The sequence below is a fragment of the Agromyces ramosus genome, from assembly GCF_030817175.1.
Taxonomy (GTDB): domain Bacteria; phylum Actinomycetota; class Actinomycetes; order Actinomycetales; family Microbacteriaceae; genus Agromyces; species Agromyces ramosus_A.
The window spans coordinates 1,566,138-1,582,980 of sequence record NZ_JAUSYY010000001.1 but is presented as its reverse complement, the minus strand read 5'-3'; the positions used below and the strand labels follow the sequence as shown (position 1 = coordinate 1,582,980).

Annotated in this window: 20 protein-coding genes; 13 read left to right on the top strand and 7 right to left on the bottom strand. The window is 69.5% G+C overall.

Annotation, left to right across the window (positions count from 1 at the left end; translation table 11 throughout):
• The first annotated feature begins 2 nt into the window (after positions 1–2).
• The 5 genes from QFZ26_RS07450 to QFZ26_RS07430 all read left to right on the top strand — a co-directional run bounded on the left by QFZ26_RS07450 (position 3) and on the right by QFZ26_RS07430 (position 4,872).
• A complete protein-coding gene (locus tag QFZ26_RS07450) occupies positions 3–632 on the top strand; it encodes a TOPRIM nucleotidyl transferase/hydrolase domain-containing protein (RefSeq protein WP_307040731.1) in 630 nt (209 codons plus the stop codon).
• 186 nt (positions 633–818) lie between these two features.
• Positions 819–2,693 carry a molecular chaperone DnaK gene (gene dnaK, locus QFZ26_RS07445; RefSeq protein WP_307040729.1) on the top strand — a complete coding sequence of 625 codons (1,875 nt, stop codon included), beginning with the start codon at positions 819–821 and terminating at the stop codon, positions 2,691–2,693.
• 2 nt (positions 2,694–2,695) lie between these two features.
• Positions 2,696–3,361: a nucleotide exchange factor GrpE gene (locus QFZ26_RS07440; protein WP_307040727.1), complete on the top strand. Its 666-nt coding sequence runs from the start codon at positions 2,696–2,698 to the stop codon at positions 3,359–3,361.
• A gap of 98 nt (positions 3,362–3,459) precedes the next feature.
• Positions 3,460–4,446 carry a DnaJ C-terminal domain-containing protein gene (locus QFZ26_RS07435; RefSeq protein ID WP_307040725.1) on the top strand — a complete coding sequence of 329 codons (987 nt, stop codon included), beginning with the start codon at positions 3,460–3,462 and terminating at the stop codon, positions 4,444–4,446.
• Positions 4,447–4,455: 9 nt separating this feature from the next.
• Positions 4,456–4,872 (top strand): heat shock protein transcriptional repressor HspR, encoded by a 417-nt coding sequence (locus QFZ26_RS07430; protein ID WP_307044984.1) that lies wholly within the window; start codon positions 4,456–4,458, stop codon positions 4,870–4,872.
• A 9-nt stretch (positions 4,873–4,881) separates the two neighbouring features.
• On the opposite strand, the gene QFZ26_RS07425 is transcribed toward QFZ26_RS07430, so the two are convergent.
• Positions 4,882–5,598 (bottom strand): hypothetical protein, encoded by a 717-nt coding sequence (locus QFZ26_RS07425; RefSeq protein WP_307040723.1) that lies wholly within the window; start codon positions 5,596–5,598, stop codon positions 4,882–4,884.
• Between the two features lie 104 nt (positions 5,599–5,702).
• Here QFZ26_RS07425 and QFZ26_RS07420 point away from each other — a divergent pair, with 104 nt between their 5' ends.
• Both QFZ26_RS07420 and QFZ26_RS07415 read left to right on the top strand, forming a co-directional pair.
• On the top strand, positions 5,703–6,833 hold the full coding sequence (locus QFZ26_RS07420) for a class I SAM-dependent methyltransferase (protein ID WP_307040721.1): 1,131 nt from the start codon (positions 5,703–5,705) through the stop codon (positions 6,831–6,833).
• Between the two features lie 121 nt (positions 6,834–6,954).
• Positions 6,955–7,731, top strand: a complete 777-nt coding sequence (locus QFZ26_RS07415; protein ID WP_307040719.1) for an EAL domain-containing protein — start codon at positions 6,955–6,957, stop codon at positions 7,729–7,731.
• Here QFZ26_RS07415 and QFZ26_RS07410 read toward each other — a convergent pair.
• The 5 genes from QFZ26_RS07410 to QFZ26_RS07390 are packed head-to-tail and all read right to left on the bottom strand — an operon-like array spanning position 7,723 to position 11,016.
• The gene (locus QFZ26_RS07410) at positions 7,723–7,992 is read right to left on the bottom strand and encodes a hypothetical protein (RefSeq protein WP_307040718.1); all 270 of its coding nucleotides are present in this window, start codon (positions 7,990–7,992) and stop codon (positions 7,723–7,725) included. The two genes, QFZ26_RS07415 and QFZ26_RS07410, sit on opposite strands and share 9 nt — an antisense overlap.
• Positions 7,993–8,032: 40 nt before the next feature.
• A complete protein-coding gene (locus QFZ26_RS07405) occupies positions 8,033–8,347 on the bottom strand; it encodes a DUF7882 family protein (protein WP_307040715.1) in 315 nt (104 codons plus the stop codon).
• Positions 8,348–8,390: 43 nt separating this feature from the next.
• Positions 8,391–8,693 carry a DUF7882 family protein gene (locus tag QFZ26_RS07400; protein ID WP_307040713.1) on the bottom strand — a complete coding sequence of 101 codons (303 nt, stop codon included), beginning with the start codon at positions 8,691–8,693 and terminating at the stop codon, positions 8,391–8,393.
• Positions 8,694–8,743: 50 nt separating this feature from the next.
• Positions 8,744–10,192 (bottom strand): sensor domain-containing diguanylate cyclase, encoded by a 1,449-nt coding sequence (locus tag QFZ26_RS07395; RefSeq protein WP_307040711.1) that lies wholly within the window; start codon positions 10,190–10,192, stop codon positions 8,744–8,746.
• Positions 10,189–11,016 (bottom strand): alpha/beta fold hydrolase, encoded by an 828-nt coding sequence (locus QFZ26_RS07390; RefSeq protein WP_307040710.1) that lies wholly within the window; start codon positions 11,014–11,016, stop codon positions 10,189–10,191. Before QFZ26_RS07390 ends, QFZ26_RS07395 begins: the two co-directional genes overlap by 4 nt.
• 223 nt (positions 11,017–11,239) lie before the next feature.
• Between QFZ26_RS07390 and clpS the strand changes: the two genes are divergently transcribed.
• Together clpS and QFZ26_RS07380 are read left to right on the top strand one after the other, a co-directional pair.
• Complete coding sequence (gene clpS, locus QFZ26_RS07385) at positions 11,240–11,530, top strand: ATP-dependent Clp protease adapter ClpS (RefSeq protein ID WP_307040708.1); 291 nt, start codon at positions 11,240–11,242, stop codon at positions 11,528–11,530.
• Complete coding sequence (locus tag QFZ26_RS07380) at positions 11,527–12,021, top strand: DUF2017 family protein (protein WP_307040706.1); 495 nt, start codon at positions 11,527–11,529, stop codon at positions 12,019–12,021. The genes clpS and QFZ26_RS07380 overlap by 4 nt, the downstream gene beginning before the upstream one ends.
• A gap of 69 nt (positions 12,022–12,090) precedes the next feature.
• Here the strand turns inward: QFZ26_RS07380 and QFZ26_RS07375 are convergent, their stop codons facing one another.
• On the bottom strand, positions 12,091–12,495 hold the full coding sequence (locus QFZ26_RS07375) for an SHOCT domain-containing protein (RefSeq protein WP_307040704.1): 405 nt from the start codon (positions 12,493–12,495) through the stop codon (positions 12,091–12,093).
• A gap of 166 nt (positions 12,496–12,661) precedes the next feature.
• Between QFZ26_RS07375 and QFZ26_RS07370 the strand changes: the two genes are divergently transcribed.
• From QFZ26_RS07370 to QFZ26_RS07355, 4 genes are all read left to right on the top strand, one after another.
• Complete coding sequence (locus QFZ26_RS07370; RefSeq protein WP_307040702.1) at positions 12,662–13,948, top strand: ion channel protein; 1,287 nt, start codon at positions 12,662–12,664, stop codon at positions 13,946–13,948.
• Positions 13,949–13,978: 30 nt separating this feature from the next.
• On the top strand, positions 13,979–15,628 hold the full coding sequence (locus QFZ26_RS07365) for a SulP family inorganic anion transporter (RefSeq protein WP_307040700.1): 1,650 nt from the start codon (positions 13,979–13,981) through the stop codon (positions 15,626–15,628).
• A 30-nt stretch (positions 15,629–15,658) separates the two neighbouring features.
• Positions 15,659–16,330 (top strand): GAP family protein, encoded by a 672-nt coding sequence (locus QFZ26_RS07360; protein WP_307040699.1) that lies wholly within the window; start codon positions 15,659–15,661, stop codon positions 16,328–16,330.
• 84 nt (positions 16,331–16,414) lie between these two features.
• Positions 16,415–16,843: a DUF6325 family protein gene (locus QFZ26_RS07355; protein WP_307040697.1), complete on the top strand. Its 429-nt coding sequence runs from the start codon at positions 16,415–16,417 to the stop codon at positions 16,841–16,843.

The following is a 16,843-nucleotide window of genomic DNA, read 5'->3' as shown; positions in this document are numbered from 1 at the left end:
GCGTGCGGGTAGGGTCGGATCTCATGTGGGGCGGCGAGCTGGATGCGGCATCCGTCACCGTCGTGCTCGTCGAGGGCGAGAGCGACCGGCTCGCGGTCGAAGCCGTCGCCAGGCGCCTCGGCCACGATCTTGCAGCAGCGGGCGCTGCCGTGGTCTCGATGCACGGGATCACGAATCTGCATCATCACCTGGCGCTGCTCGCCCGCGATCCGGTTCCCCGACGCATCGTCGGGCTCTTCGACGTCGGAGAGGCCGCCTACGTGCGGGGCGCCGTCGCCGGGGCCGGCCTCGGAGCGGCCGATGCCGATCTCGCGTCGATCGGCTTCTTCGCGTGCGACCCCGATCTCGAGGGCGAGCTGATCCGCGCGCTCGGTGCCGATCGCGTGCAGCAGCTGCTCGCCGAGCATGGCGAGCTGGCCCGCTTCCGCACCTTCCAGCAGCAGCCGTATCAGCGGCCGAGGCCGGTGGAAGCACAGCTGCGACGGTTCATGGGCACGCACAGCGGTCGCAAGGTGTTGTTCGCCCCCGTCTTCGTCGAGGCGCTCGAGGAGTCGCGCATCCCGGCGGCCCTGTCGTCGCTCGTCGCCGTCGCCGTCGCCGCTGCCAAGCGGAATACTGAACGTGCGCTGTGAGTTGAGCCAAGTACACTCAACTTTCGACGCCTCAACTTGACACGTCCGGAGGCCGCTGAAACACTTGAGTCGTCGGGACTCAAGTCCCGGTGAACAGACTTCGGTTGCGGCCACGACGGCCGAGCCGACCGCCGATGGAGCACGCGGCATCCGCTCGCGAACGCCCCTGGCAGAAGGAGAATACACATGTCACGTGCAGTAGGAATCGACCTCGGCACCACCAACTCGGTCGTCGCGGTCCTCGAGGGCGGCGAGCCCACCGTCATCGCGAACGCCGAGGGCTTCCGCACGACCCCCTCGGTCGTCGCATTCACGAAAGACGGCGAGGTGCTGGTCGGCGAGACCGCCAAGCGCCAGGCCGTCACGAACGTCGACCGCACCATCGCATCGGTCAAGCGCCACATGGGCACCGACTGGAAGTCGAGCGAGATCGACGGCAAGCAGTACACGCCGCAGGAGATCTCGGCGCGCATCCTGCAGAAGCTGAAGCGCGACGCCGAGCAGTACCTCGGCGACACCGTCACCGACGCGGTCATCACCGTTCCGGCGTACTTCAACGACGCCGAGCGCCAGGCCACGAAGGAGGCAGGCGAGATCGCAGGCCTCAACGTGCTCCGCATCATCAACGAGCCCACCGCTGCGGCGCTCGCCTACGGCCTCGACAAGGGCAAGGAGGACGAGCTCATCCTCGTCTTCGACCTCGGTGGCGGCACGTTCGACGTCTCGCTCCTCGAGGTGGGCAAAGACGACGACTTCTCGACCATCCAGGTGAAGGCGACCGCCGGCGACAACCGCCTCGGCGGCGACGACTGGGACCAGCGCGTGGTCGACTGGCTCATCAAGAAGTTCAAGGAGACCACCGGGGTCGACGTCTCGAACGACAAGATCGCGAAGCAGCGCCTGAAGGAGGCTGCCGAGCAGGCCAAGAAGGAGCTCAGCTCCTCGATGAAGACCTCGATCCAGCTCCCCTACCTCTCGCTCACCGAGAACGGCCCGGCGAACCTCGACGAGACGCTCACGCGCGCCGAGTTCGAGAACATGACGACCGACCTGCTCGACCGCACGAAGAAGCCCTTCGAAGACGTCATCCGCGAGGCCGGCATCAAGCTGTCGGATGTCGCGCACGTCGTGCTCGTCGGCGGATCGACGCGCATGCCCGCCGTCAGCGACCTCGTGAAGAAAGAGACCGGTCAGGAGCCCAACAAGGGCGTGAACCCCGATGAGGTCGTCGCCGTGGGCGCGGCCCTCCAGGCGGGCGTCCTGAAGGGCGAGCGCAAAGACGTGCTGCTCATCGACGTCACCCCCCTCAGCCTCGGCATCGAGACCAAGGGTGGCATCATGACCAAGCTCATCGAGCGCAACACGGCCATCCCCACGAAGCGCAGTGAGACCTTCACGACCGCCGACGACAACCAGCCGTCGGTCGCGATCCAGGTCTTCCAGGGCGAGCGCGAGTTCACCCGCGACAACAAGCCGCTCGGCACCTTCGAGCTGACCGGCATCGCGCCGGCTCCGCGGGGCATCCCGCAGATCGAGGTCACCTTCGACATCGACGCCAACGGCATCGTGCACGTGTCGGCGAAGGACAAGGGCACCGGCAAGGAACAGCGCATGACCATCTCCGGCGGCTCCTCGCTGCCGAAGGAGGACATCGAGCGCATGGTCCGCGACGCCGAGGAGCACGCCTCCGAAGACAAGAAGCGCCGGGAGTCCGCCGAGACCCGCAACCAGGCCGAGCAGCTCGTGTACTCGATCGAGAAGCTCATCAAGGACAACGACGACAAGCTCCCCGCAGACGTCAAGTCCGAGGTGCAGGGCGATGTCGACGCGCTGAAGAGCGCACTCGCCGGCGAAGACGACGACGCGGTGAAGACCGCGTTCGACAAGCTCACGCAATCGCAGGGCAAGCTCGGTGAAGCCATCTACGCGCAGAGCCAGGCGGCCGACGCCTCGGCCAACCCTGGCGAAGACGCGAACGCGTCGGGCACCGCGGGCGAGCCCGAGTCCGACGAGGACGTGGTCGACGCCGAGGTCATCGACGACGAGGAAGACAAGAAGTAGCCATGTCCGACGAGCAGAACCAGAACCACGAAGAGCCGGTCATTCGCGACAAGCGCAAGGTCGACCCCGACACGGGTGAGGTTCGTCAGCCGGATGCCGCAGCCGAGGAGGCACCCGAGCAGGGCGCTCCCGAGGCGGCCGACGGTGCGACGGATGCCGCGGCATCCCATTCGACGGAATCGGCTGACGCCGAGGCCGACGACGTGCTCACGGTCGACGACATCCTGAACGCGGCGAACGCCGAGGTTCGGGAGCCGAGCGACGAGCACCTCGCCGACCTCAAGCGTGTCACCGCCGAGTACGCGAACTACCGCAAGCGCACGGAGGCGAACCGTGAGATCGAGCGCGAGCGCGCGGTCGGCGCGGCGGTGGCGGTGCTGCTGCCCGTGCTCGACGACCTGCACCGTGCCGAGAAGCACGGCGACCTCGAGGGCGATGCGCCGTTCGCGACGATCGCGGCGAAGCTCCGCGGCGCCGTCGAGAAGCTCGGCCTCACGCCCTTCGGCGAGGTGGGCGAGCCGTTCGACCCGCAGCGCCACGAGGCGATCTTCCAGCAGCCGTCCGACGAGGTCGACACCGACACGGTGGCCGACGTCGTGGAGACGGGCTACATGCTCGGCGGCACGCTGCTTCGCGTGGCGAAGGTCGTCGTCAAGACGCCGCAGTAGGCACCTCCCGCAGGCCGGGTGGCGTTGGACGCCCGACGCCACCCGGCCGGCGTGATTTTCAGACAGACTTTCAGCAGGACTCGAGAGAGGGGGTGCCGGTGGCCAGCCAGGATTGGTTCGACAAGGACTTCTACCAGCTGCTCGGCGTCTCCAAAGACGTGAGCGACGCAGACCTCAAGAAGGCCTACCGCAAGCTCGCGCGCAAGTACCACCCCGACTCCAACCCGGGCGATGCGGCTGCAGAGGCGAAGTTCAAGGAAATCAGCGAGGCGCACTCGGTGCTCTCCGATCCCGAGCAGCGCAAGGAGTACGACGCGATCCGCGCCATGGGGTCCGGCGCCCGGTTCACCGCCCCGCGCGGTGGAGGCGCCGGCGGTGGCTTCGAAGACGTCTTCGGCGGCATGTTCGGCGGCGGCCCCGGTGGCCGACAGACGTTCCAGCAGGGCGGCGAGTACGACGACCTGCTGGGCGGCCTCTTCGGCGGCGGGCGCTTCGGCCAGACCACGGGCGGCTATCGCGGGTTCGGCGGTCCCTCGAAGGGTCGCGACGTCATCGCCTCCACGACGCTCGACTTCATCACGGCCACCAAGGGCGAGCAGATCACCCTCGAGACCTCCGACGGCCGCCCCATCACGGTGCGCATTCCCGCCGGGGTCGCCGACGGTCAGAAGATCAAGCTTCGTGGCAAGGGCCACCCGTCGCCCGACGGCGGCGAGGCCGGCGACCTGATCCTCACCGTGCACGTGCGCAAGCATCCGGTCTTCGAGCGCGACGGGCTCAACCTCCGCGTGACCGTGCCCGTCACCTTCGCCGAGGCCGCACTCGGCGCGACGATCCAGGTGCCGACGCTCGGGGGCGACCCCGTAAAGCTCCGCGTCGCTCCCGGTACGCCGGGCGGCCGCGTCCTTCGCGTGAAGGGCCGGGGCGTGCAGACCTCCAAGGGCACTGGCGACCTGCTCGCCGTCGTGCAGGTCGCGGTGCCGTCCCACCTGTCGAAGTCCGCCGAAGAGAAGCTCGCCCAGTTCGTGGCCGAGCTGCCCGACGAGAACCCCCGCGCCGAGCTCATCGCGAAGGCCAAGGGCTAGGCCATGGACATGAACGAGATGAGCCCGCTCTTCGTCATCTCGGTCGCGGCCGAGCTGGCCGGCATGCATCCGCAGACGCTGCGCCAGTACGACCGGCTCGGCCTGGTCTCGCCCACGCGCACCGCCGGCAAGTCCCGGCGGTACTCGATGCGCGACGTCGTACAGCTTCGCGAGATCGCGCAGCTCTCGAGTGAGGGCGTGAGCCTCGAGGGCATCCGCCGGGTGCTCGGGCTCGAAGACGAGGTCGCGAACCTCCGCACGCGGGTGCGCGAGCTCGAGGCGGCACTCGCCGACGAGATGCTCAACCGCCCCGGCCGGCGGGTGTTCGCCGCAGGCTCCCAAGGCGAGGTCGTCTCGCTCCGCGCCGGCACCCGGGTGCGTCGCGAGAACGCCGTCGTCGTCTGGCGACCGCTCGAGCGCGAGTAGCCGGCGGGCTCAGCGGCCCCAGGCCGAGGGCGGCGCCTCGACGACCTCGTACGGTCGCGAGCTCCAGTGCGTGCCGTACCCGTAGTGGCTCGAAGCCCACGCCGAAGCCCAGATCGCCTGCGCGGTGGCGTCGGCGGAGTCGCCGCGGGCGAGCGCCGCATCGACCGCGGGGTAGCGGCCCGACTGCAGGTTCTCGGCCGCGTAGTAGGCCGCCTCGATGAGGGTCGGGTAGCTGCCGAGCCCGGAGCCGCCGCCGGAACCCTGCCCGTTGTTCAGCGGGTTGTTGCGGTTCCACCAGTTGTCGGGGCCGTTCTCCTGCCGCATCCAGCGCATCATGAACGTGATGTTCTCCTCGGTGAGCGGCCAGCCGCCCTCGACGAGCACGAGCTTGGCCCAGTCGACGTTCGTGCCGCCGGCGACGAGGGTCTTCTCGCCGGTCGTGGCGACGTACGACTCGTGCGAGACGGCCGGGACGGAGACATCCGCAGCCACGTCGAGCTTCTGGACGTCACCCAGGTGCGGGGCATCCGCGGCGGCGAAGGGGAGCGCGTCACCGGCCTGCGGTGGCGGCACGAGGGCGACGCCGGCGAGCATGCCGAGCACCGAGAGCACGGCCGCGGCCGCGAGCGAACGCCTCGGCGTACGCGTTCGAGTCGGGGTGCGCGGCACGGGCGTCGCGATCTCTCGTCGCGCCGCCCGTCGTCCGCCGATCTGTGCGTCGTGCATGCGGCACTGAGGGTAGCAAACCCCGCCGGGAGCCGCACCCAGAGAGAAATCCGGCGTGATCAGGCACGCGCGCTCGACGGCGGGCGGCGGCGTACCCTTGGAGCATGCCCTTCGACTTCGGCGCACTGCGGCGCCGCCCCGACGTCGAGGGGCGTGGGCTCGAGGCGTCGGATGCCGCCGACCGGTTGATCCTCGATGAAGCGGCAGGGCTCATCGGCGATGCCGGACCGGGCGAGATCGTCGTCGTCGACGACTCGTATGGGGCGCTCGCACTCGGTGCCGCGGCGGCGGGAGCGCGGGACGTCCGCGTGCATCAGGACCTCGTCACGGGTGCCCGAGCGCTCGCCATGAACGCCGAGCACGCGGGCCTCGCCGGCGCCGTTCGGCCGATGCCGCTCGGTCCCGAGCTCTTCAGCCGCGCCCGGCTCGTGCTCCTGCGACTGCCGCGATCGCTCGATCGGCTCGACGAGCTCGCCGGCCTCATGGCCGGCGCCGCGTCATCCGACGTCGTGCTCGTCGCCGGCGGCCGCATCAAGCACATGTCCCTCGCGATGAACGAGGTGCTCGCCGCCTGGTTCGACCGCGTCGACGTGTCGCACGCCCGGCAGAAGTCGCGCGTGCTCACCGCCCGCGGACCGCGAACGCAGCGCTCGCCGGGCGCGCCCGGCTGGCCCCGGGGCGAACGGCACGACGACCTCGGCGTGACCGTCGTCGCGCACGGCGGCGTCTTCGCGGGCGCCGGCGTCGACATCGGCACGCGCTTCCTGCTCGAGCAGCTCCACGCTGCGGTGCCGGATGCCCCGACGGCCGTCGATCTCGCGTGCGGCACGGGTGTCGTGGCGGCGTGGCTCGCCCGCACGCGACCGGCCCTGCGGGTCACCGCAACCGACCGCTCGGCGGCGGCCGCGGCATCCGCTCGCCTCACCGCCGAGGCCAACGACCTCGCCGACCGGGTGCACGTGACCCAGGCCGACGGGCTCGAACAGCTGGGCGACGCAAGCGAGCGCCTCATCGTGCTGAACCCGCCGTTCCACTCCGAAGCCGCGCTGCACACGGGCATCGCCGCCCATCTCTTCGCCGATGCGGCGCGCGTGCTCGAGCCGGGCGGTGAGCTCTGGTGCGTGTGGAACTCGCACCTGCGATACCGACCGCTGCTCGAGCGCGTCGTCGGACCGACCCGGCAGGTCGCCCGCAACGCCAAGTTCACCGTCACGGCGTCGGAGCGAGCACGATGACGTCGGACCGCAGGAGCGGGAGTATACGCATCAAGCGTCCTGTTGTCGCCCATTTGCTCTCATTCCCCGTGCCGCGCAGAATTCCATCGGCCCCGCAATAGCGACGGCCAGGGGAGGATCCATGCACGACCGTCAGACGCTCACGCGCGAGCTGGGCTTCGCCGCCGCCCGGGGTGAGATCACCGCGAGGTTCCAGGCGCAGGTCGACGTGCGTCGCGGACTGGTGGTCGCCATCGAGGCACTGAGCCGCTGGCAGCATCCGCAATTGGGCGTCGTCCAGCCGAACGTCTTCATCCCGCTCGCCGAAGCCGGCGACGCCATCAACGCCGTGGGCGACGCGATGCTCGAAGCCGCCTGCCGTTACGGAGCGGCACTCGTGCGCGCCGGTCGCAGCATCGGCATCGCGGTGAACGTCGCGGCCGCACAGCTCTCGCAGCGACGGTTCGTCGAACAGGTGGCGCACCATCTGGAGAAGTCCGGCCTGCCTGCCGCGCTGCTGACGCTCGAGCTCACGGAGTCACGTCCGGCCCCGGCGTCAGCCGCTGGAACACTCGCGGCGCTCCGGAGCCTCGGAGTCGGGGTGTCCGTCGATGACGTGCGCACGATCGACGAGGCCGAGGTCCGCATCCGGTCTCTTCCCGTCACCGAGTTGAAGGTCGACCGCTCCGTGATCCAGCGGCTTCCGGATGACCCGCACGATGCTGCGGTCCTCGTCGAGTTCGCCAGGGAGCGCGGCCTGCAATCGGTTGCCGAGGGCGTCGAGACGCCACCGCAATGGCAGGCGGTGCGAGCGCTGGGATTCGACCGTGCCCAGGGCTATCTGTTCGGCCGTCCCATGACTCCGCGACGCATGACGGACCGACTCGCCGAGATCGCGGGCGCTACCGGCTCAGAGTGAGCTGTACGGATCCTCGTAGTCGTCGTCGGCCTCTGCTTCGCCGCCGTTCTCGCCGGCCTCGCCGCCGACGTCGATCTGGGTCCAGGTCACCGGCATCCCGGGCGAGAACAGGATGTCGATCCCGGGGCCGTCGCGGAGCGGCGGGATGTTGACGTAGCCGCCGCCGGCCTGGATCGCGGCGAGGATCTTGCCGCGCAGCTCCTCGACCGATTCGGGCAGGAAGTAGTCCTTGCCGTCGACCGTCAGGCGATTGATCTTCATGCCGCATCTCCGTTCTCTCGAATGCGCTGAGGAGCGCCGGTCATTCGGGCGCTCCGACGCCGGCCTCTGGAATCGGATGCAGCCCGGCCGGACTGTTGGCGCCGTCGAGCAGCGCCTCGAGCCACGCCCGATTGAGCTTCGGGGCCCGCCCGCCGTTGAACTTGAAGTGCACCGGAATGTACGGGCTGATCCAGATCGCACTGCGACCGCTGCCTCGCTCCACTCCATGATTCCAGGTGAGCATGAACTGCTCATTGCGTCGCAACTTCGTTGCGACGACGAACTGCAGGTGCGCAAGGGTGCGGTCTTCGATCTCGAGCTCCGAGACGCGCGACCCGTAGATCAGCACTCCCATATCGGTCCTCCTCGTGCTGTTGGTCGTTCACGGACGTGGGCACTCACGATCCAGGCTCCGGCTCGGGCAGCAGACGCAGGCCGGCTCCCGAGTTGGCCGACTTCGTGAGCAGTTCCATCCAGCGCGGATTGAGCTCCGCGGGCTCCGACTGGTCGTACTCGAAGACCATCGGGATGTTGGGCGCGCACCACACCGAGGTGCGTCGGGGCGTGGCCGACTCAACGGTCCAGGTGAACGAGAAATGCTCGCCGCGGCGAAGCTTCGACCAGATCACCAGCTGCAGGTGGGCGAGTGTGCGGTCGTCGAGTTCGACGGTGATCCTGGAGTCGTAGTTCAGCGTTCCCATGTCGCCCTTTCGAATATCGCCGTGATCTCGGCATCGTGCGTGTCGCCATGTCAGACCGTCACCGCCGTCACCCGGTCGCGGCCGGCGTGCTTCGACATGTACATGGCTTCGTCGGCTGCACGCAACATCGCTCCTGCACTCGGCGGTGTGGGCCCGGTCGGGTTCCAGGTCGCCACCCCGAGGCTCGCGGCGAGTGCATAGGCCGGCGGAACGGTGGCGAGCGGTCGCCGCACCTCGAGCTGCAAGCGCTCGGCGATGACCACGCCGGCGTCGGAATCGGCGTCCTCGCAGACGACGACGAATTCATCGCCGCCGTATCGGGCCACGGGGTCGCCGGCACGGGCCGCTTCCCGAAGCCGGCTGGCCACCTCGGCCAGCACCTCGTCGCCGACCCGGTGGCCGAGCTCGTCGTTGATCGTCTTGAAGCCGTCGAGGTCGGCGAACACCACCGAGAGGGGCCGGCCGCCGCGGGCCGCAGCCGACAGGCCCGCCTCGAGCCGCTCCTGCAGCAGCTTGCGGTTGGCCAGTCCGGTGAGCTGGTCGTGGAGGGCACGGTGCTCGAGCTCCTCCTGCAGGATCACCCGCCGCAGCACCTGTGCGGCCTGGCGGGCGAGTGCGGCCTGGATGTTGCGGGTGTCGTCGTCGAAGGCCCGATCACGACCGAAGAATCCGACGACGACGCCCGATGCCGTCGTGTCGGAGCGGAGCGGCGCGATGCTGAGCGCGGCCAGGCGCTGTCGGTGAAGCGCGTCATCGAGCCCCGGAATGATCGCGGCCGCCTGTTCGAGGCTCGAGATGGTGATGATCTCGCCGCTCTCGATGGCCTGCTCCGACAGTTCGCGAAGGCCTGCGTCGAGCAGCGAGCTCAGTGTCTCGTCATCGACCGCCGGCGCGAGGTCGCCGGTCGTGCCGGTGAGCAGCACGGCGGCACTGCTCGCGCGGAGAGCGGTGCGTGCGCTCTCCGCCAGGGCGACCGCGAGCTCCTGGGCGGAGGTCGCGACGCCGAACGCGCTCGACGCGTCCTGCAGCACCCGCACCCGGGCCTCGGATGCCTCGGCCTCGCGACGGGCCGAGAGCAGCTGACGTTCGTAGTCCTGTCGTTCCGTGGCGTCGAAGACGGCGGTCCGGATGCCCGCCGGCTGCTCGTCTGCATCGGTCACCACGACCGCGTTCACCAACACGGGCAGCTCGGTCCCGTCGGCGCGGCGAATGGAGAGTGCGACCTCTCGTACCTCGCCGGCGAGCCGGAGGACCGTCGCGTAGCGCGTCTCGTAGAAGAGCTGGCCGGAGGGCGCCAGCAGTTCGACGAAGGAGGTCCCGACCAGCGACTCGCGGGTATGGCCCGTCCACTTCTCGAACGTGGCGTTGACTCGGGTGATGATTCCGTCGGGCGTGGTGGTCAGGTATCCGCACGGCGCGCCCTCGAAGAGCTCCGTGTACGTCTGCTCCTGCTGGGTCTGCTCGCTGCCCACCGGTGAGCGAGCGGATGGGATCGTCATCCGAGGAACATCCGGATCTGCTCCGCCAGCTCGTCGGGGGCCGAGAGGTTCGGGCAGTGCCCGGTTGCGGAGAGTTGAACGAACCGGCTCCCGGCGATCTGCTCGTGCACGTAGTGGCCGACGGACGTCGGGGCGATCATGTCGTCGGAGCACTGCAGCACGAGCGTCGGAGTGCGCACCGCCTCGAGGTCCCGTCGGTTGTCGGAGAGGAACGTCACGCGTGCGAAGTGTCGCGCGATCTCGGGATCGATGCTGCAGAAGCTGTCGGTCAGCCGCTGCCCCAGCTCAGGGCGTTCCGCGTTGCCGACGATCAGCGGCGCCATCGCCGCCGACCAGCCGAGGTAGTTCTCGTCGAGGGCATCGAGCAGCCCGTCGATGTCCGCCTGCTCGAAGCCGCCGGTGTACTCGCCGTCGACGATGTAGCGCGGAGACGGTCCGACGAGCACGAGGGCGCCGAAGCGCGAGGGATCGTGCGTGGCGGCGAGCACGCCGACCATCGCAGCGACCGAGTGGCCCACGTACACCGCGTCCACGAGGTCGAGGGCTTCGACGATCTCGAGCACGTCATCGGCGTAGCCGTGCAGGGAGTCGTACTTGGCCGGGTCGTACGCCGTGGTGTCGGAGCCTCCGGCGCCGACGGCGTCGAACAGCACGACGCGGTGGCTCGCCTCGAACTGCGGCGCGACGTCTCGCCACATCTCCTTGCTGCACCCGAAGCCGTGCGCGAACACGACCGGACGACCGGCGGGGTCGCCGGTCTCGGTCACGTTGTTCCGTCGGCGCACGTCGACGCCACTGCTGCTCAGGGGTGAGGTGATCGTCACGCTGCTCCAGGTCCAGGTCGAGGGAGTCGGGAATGCCGGCGGCACCCGGGCCGGAGGAGCGGGCGCCCCTCAGTTCAGGGACTCTACCGGCGGCCGTCGCGCGCGCACAGTTTGGGCTCGGAAGTCAAGACCCCTTGACAGAGGGTGCCGGCAGACGGTATTTGCGAGGTGCAGCAGGGTCATGCGGGTTCCGTCGGGCTCACTGTCGTGTCAGGCTGGAAGCGTGACCTCCACGCTCGAACAGCACGACACGGAACTCCGCGAACACACCGCGGCCGAGCTTCCGTGGCGCACGATCGTGTGGGACGACCCGGTGAATCTCATGAGCTACGTGAGCTACGTGTTCCGCAGCTACTTCGGCTACCCGCGCGAAGAGGCCGAGCGCCTGATGCTGCAGGTGCACACCGAAGGCCGCGCCGTGGTGGCGAACGGCAATCGAGAAGCGATGGAACGCCACGTGCAGGCGATGCACGGCTACGGCCTGCAGGCCACGGTGTCGAGGGCCGAGACGTGATCGTCGCGGGCCGCGGTGGCGGCGAGGGCGTTCGCCTCGTGCTCGAGTCGGAAGAGGCGATGCTGCTGTCCGAACTCGCCGACCAGGTCGACTCGGTGCTGCTGCTCGGCGAGGCCGACGACCCCGCGCTCGGCCGGCTGCTGCCGAGCGCCTACCCCGAAGACGTCGCAGCCGCGCAGGAGTTCACCCGGTACACGCGCGACAGCCTCGTCGACGGCAAGCGCCAGGCCGCGCAATCGGTGCGCGACGCGACGGCCGTCGACGACGGCAGCGACGGCGTCGTGCAGATCGAACTCGACCAGGCCCAGGCGTGGGGCTGGCTCACCTTCCTCACCGACCTGCGGCTGATCCTCGCCGAGCGTGTCGGCATCATCGAGGAGGGCGAAGACGCGGCATCCGAGACCCGCGACGACTACCTGCGCGCGGCCTACGAATGGGCCGGCTTCGTACAGGGCTCGATGCTCGAGGTGCTCGACCCCATCAAGCCGTAGGCACGGCCGGCGCGGGCACGAAGACGGGGCCGGATGCCGCGGCATCCGACCCCGTCTTGGAACCGTCGTCTAGACGTTCTGGGTCGGGTGGGCGAGGGCCTTCGCCTTCAGCAGGTCGTACTCACCCTGGGTGATGGTGCCCGAGTCGAGCAGGCCCTTGGCCTTCGCGATCTCGTCGGCGGGGCTCGCACCGGCGACGCCGCGGATGTAGTCGTCGGTCGCAGCCTGGTACTGCGTCGCTTCCTTCTGCGAGCGTTCCGCCATGCCGTTCCCGCGCGCGATGAGGTAGACGAGCGCCGTGAGGAACGGCACGAACAGCAGGAAGATGATCCAGATCGCCTTCCACCATCCGTTCAGCTCCCGGTCGCGGAACAGGTCGCCGATGATCGCGAACAGTGCGAAGAGGTAGGCGGTGAAAGCGAAGATCCACAAGAACCACCAGATCAGGTCCCAGAAGTTTTCCCACAGACTCATGTGCAGCTATCCGATCTTTCCCCTGAGCGCCCCCCAATGAGCGCTGCTGAGGTGAACCTACCGCGTGGCGGGCGCACACGTCCAGAACTCAGCGAGCCGCAGCGCTACGCTCATCGCGGGAGGTCGCCATGGGGGAGTGGATCGGGAAGCTCGAAGGGCGGGAGACATGACGCTGGCACCACCGACGGCCGATGCGGATGCCGCGCTGCGACGCCTCCTCGTCCTCTCCGTCCCGGCGCTTCTCATCGGCGCCGTCTCGGCGCTCGTGCTCTGGGTGCTCGACCAGGTTTCGGGACTCCTCGAAGGCTTCCTGTGGGACACCCTGCCCGATGCGCTCGGCGTCGACGCGTCGGGCTGGTGGATCCTCCTCGTGCTCACCTGCACGGGGTTCGCCGTGGGACTCGCGCTGCGTTACCTGCCGGGGCACGGCGGCCCCGACTCCGCGACGACCGAGCTCGTCGAGCCTCCGCTGCCGATCGGCACGCTGCCGGGGCTCGCGCTCGTCACCGTCCTCGGCCTCGCGGGCGGCGTCAGCCTCGGCCCCGAGAACCCGATCATCGCGATCAACGCGGCGATCATGGTCGCCGTCTTCGCCCGCCTGATGCCGGAGGTGCCGCCGGCGCTCGCGGCGATGCTCGCGGCATCCGGGACCATCGGCGCCCTGTTCGGCACGCCCCTCGCGGCGGCGCTCGTCTTCACCGGCATCGTCGCCGCCCTGAAGACCGGCGGCTCGCTCTGGGACCGGCTGTTCCTGCCCGTCGCGTCGGCCGGCGCCGGCGCCATCACGATGCACCTGCTCGGCGCTCCCCCGCTCTCGTTCGACATGCCGGCCTACGGCGCACCGCAGGCGATGGACCTCGTCACCGGCGCGCTCTTCGCATGCGGGGCCGCGGCGGTCGGCCTCGCCGCGCTCGCCGCGTTCCCGTGGATCTACCGCACACTGCACGCACTGCGGCATCCGGTGCTCATCGCGACCGCCGGCGGGGTGCTCCTCGGGCTCCTCGGCATGCTCGGCGGCCCGGTCACCATGTTCAAGGGGCTCGTGCAGATCGGCGACCTGCTGCAGAACGTCGACGACTACGACGCCTCCCAGCTCGCCGTGATCGCGGGCATCAAGATCGTCGCGCTGCTCGTGGCGGCGAGTGCCCTGTTCCGAGGGGGGCGCGTGTTCCCTGCGACCTTCATCGGTGTCGCCCTCGGGCTGTTCGGGCATGCGCTGCTGCCGTCGGTGCCGATCAGCCTCGCCGTCGCCTGCGCCGTGCTCGGCATCCTGCTCGTGGTCACTCGCGACGGCTGGATCGCGCTCTTCGTCGCCGTGGCGATCCCCGGCGACGTGACCCTGATCCCCCTGCTCTGCCTGATCGTGCTTCCCGCGTGGCTGCTCGTCACGCGAGCGCCGGAGTTCCGGATCCTGCCCGCGGCGACGATGTCGCCCGCGACATCCGATCGCTAGGGTCGAACTCGAACGGAAGTGGGGGATCCGGTGCAGAAACCGCTCGTCGGGCTCAGCCGCAAGAACTTCCTGCGCGAGAGCATGGCCGGCGTCACGCTGCTCGCCATCGCGGTCCCCCTGAACATCGGCTACGCCCAGATCGCCGGCCTGCCGCCCACAGCGGGGCTCTACGCGCTGATCCTGCCCTCGATCATCTACGTGCTCACGGTGTCGTCGCGACAACTGGTCGCGTCACCGGATGCCGCGGCCGCCGCCCTCGTCGCGTCATCCGTCGGCGGGCTCGCGATGGCCGGCAGCGCCGACTACGTGACCCTCGCGCTCGCGCAGGCGATCCTCAGCGGCCTGATGTTCCTGCTGCTCGCGGTGTTCAAGCTCGGGTTCCTCGCGAACTTCCTGTCGAAGCCGATCCTCGTGGGCTTCGTCGGCGGACTCGCCCTCGACATCCTCGTGAGCCAGGTCGCGAAGATGCTCGGCGTCAAGATCGACTCGGGCGGCGAGTTCGTCGACAAGGTCGTCGGGCTCGTGACCGGCCTCGGCACGATCAACGGCTGGTCGATGCTCATCTCGGCGGCCTCGATCGCGGTGCTGCTGCTCGGGCGCCGGTTCGCCCGCGCCGTTCCCTGGGCGCTCGTGGTGCTCATCCTCGCCACGGTCCTCGTGGCGGTCGCCGACCTCGACGGCGCAGGGGTCGCCGTGCTCGGGCCGGTCGAGGCCGGTCCGCCGGCCCTGACGTGGCCGGCCATCGACTGGATGATGTGGCTCGCCCTGATCCCGTCGGCGATGGCGCTCACCATGGTGACGACCGCCGAAGGGCTCCTCATCTCCCGTGCCTACGGCGACAAGCGGGGGTACGCGACGAGTCCGAACCGCGACCTCTTCGCGCTCGGCCTGGGCAACATCGCGTCGGGCGCGACCGGCGGGTTCGCCGTGGGCTCCTCCACCTCCCGCACGGCGGCCATGGACCAGGCCGGGTCGCGCACCCAGCTGCCCTCGCTCATCATGGCGGCCGGCACGCTGCTGCTCCTCGTCTTCGGCACCGCGCTGCTCGAGGACATCCCATCGCCGGCGATCGGCGCGATCGTCGCCATCGCGATCATCCCCCTGCTCGGCATCCGCGACCTCGTGCGGCTCTGGCGCACCGACCGCTTCGAGTTCCTCATCGGCCTGGCGTGCTTCCTCGTGACGCTCTTCATCGGCTCGATCCCCGGCATCCTCGTCGCCTTCGTGCTCGCCCTCATCAACCTCGCGAAGCGCGCCGCGAGTCCCGCCATCGACGTGCTGGCCGGAACTGGCGAGCCGGGAGAGTCGCTCCTCGACGAGGCGCCGAGGGGCAGCGTGACCGCGCCGGGCGTCGTCGTCGTCCGACTCGCCGCACCGTTGTTCTTCGCCAACGGCTCGGTCTTCTCCGATGCCGTGAAGCGAGCGGTGCTGGCGGCGCCCGAGGGGTCCGTGCGGCACGTGGTCGTCGACATGGAGGCGGTCACCGACGTCGACGTCACCGGTGCCGAGAGCTTCGAGGCGCTCGCGAGCTGGCTCACCGCCCGGGGTATCGCCCTCGGATTCAGCCGCGTGCGGGTCGACGCCCGGTCGCGGCTCGAGCAACTCGGCCTCCTCGGCGAGAGCCCGGTCTTCGACACCAACCGTGCCGCGATCGCCGCGCTCGCCGACCGAACGAACTGAACGCGGCCGCGCCGCACGAAGGGACACCTCATGGGATCCGCAATCGGAGACATCCTCCCGCTCGCCCTCGGCGTCGCGATCAGCCCGGTGCCGATCATCGCCGCCATCCTGATGCTGCTCTCGCCGAAGGCGAAGGGCACGAGCGTCGGGTTCCTCATCGGCTGGGTGCTCGGCATCGTCGTCGCGATCGTGCTGTTCACGCTGCTCGCATCGGTCATCCCCGAACAGGATCCGGATGCCTCGAAGCCGATCGCCGGGACGATCAAGATCCTCCTCGGCGCTGCCCTGCTCTTCCTCGCGCTGCGGCAGTGGCGCAGCCGCCCGAAGCCCGGCGAGGACGCCGCACTCCCGAAGTGGATGGCGGCCATCGACACGATGACCGCCGGCAAGTCGTTCGGCCTCGGCTTCCTGCTCTCGGCCGTGAACCCGAAGAACCTCCTGATGGCGATCGCCGCGGGCGTCGTCATCGGCACCGCAGGGCTCACGGGCGGCGAGATCACCTGGGCGATCGTGGTCTTCACGCTGATCGCGGCGTCGACGGTTGCGATCCCCGTGATCGCGTACCTGCTCGCGTCGAAGCGCATGGCCGCGCCGCTCGAAGGGCTGCGCACGTGGCTCGTGCAGAACAACGCGACGGTCATGGCGGTGCTGCTGCTCGTGATCGGCGTGGTCCTGATCGGCAAGGGCCTCGGCAGCTTCTGAGCCCTGGCCTTGAGTTCCAATCCGGCGCTAGCGCGGCCGAGGGCGCGCGGTTAGTCTGCAATCACACCGGCTGAAGGGGGAATCATGGCGGATTTCGAGTACGGTCCTGTCGAGCTGTACCTCGTGGGGTTCGCAGGCGACCGGCCCGACGACAGCACGCTCGAGGCGATCGGCGAACTCATCGAGGGCGGTGAGATCAGGCTGCTCGACCTGCTCGTGATCTCCCGGGCCGAAGACGGCGAGGTGACCGTCACCGAGTTCGCCGACGTGAGCGACGAATACGGCTTCGGCACCGTCGAACTCGAGGCCGTCGGTCTCGTCGCCGACGACGACGCGCAAGAGCTCGCACAGGGCATCCCGCCCGGCACATCGGGTGCACTCCTCGCGGTCGAGCTGTTGTGGGCCAAGCGCCTCGCGTCGAAGTTCGCCGCCTCCGGCGGCGTCGTGTTGCACACCGAGCGCATTCCCGCGCCGGTCGTGAACGCCGTACTGGCTGAAGCCGAAGTGGAGTAG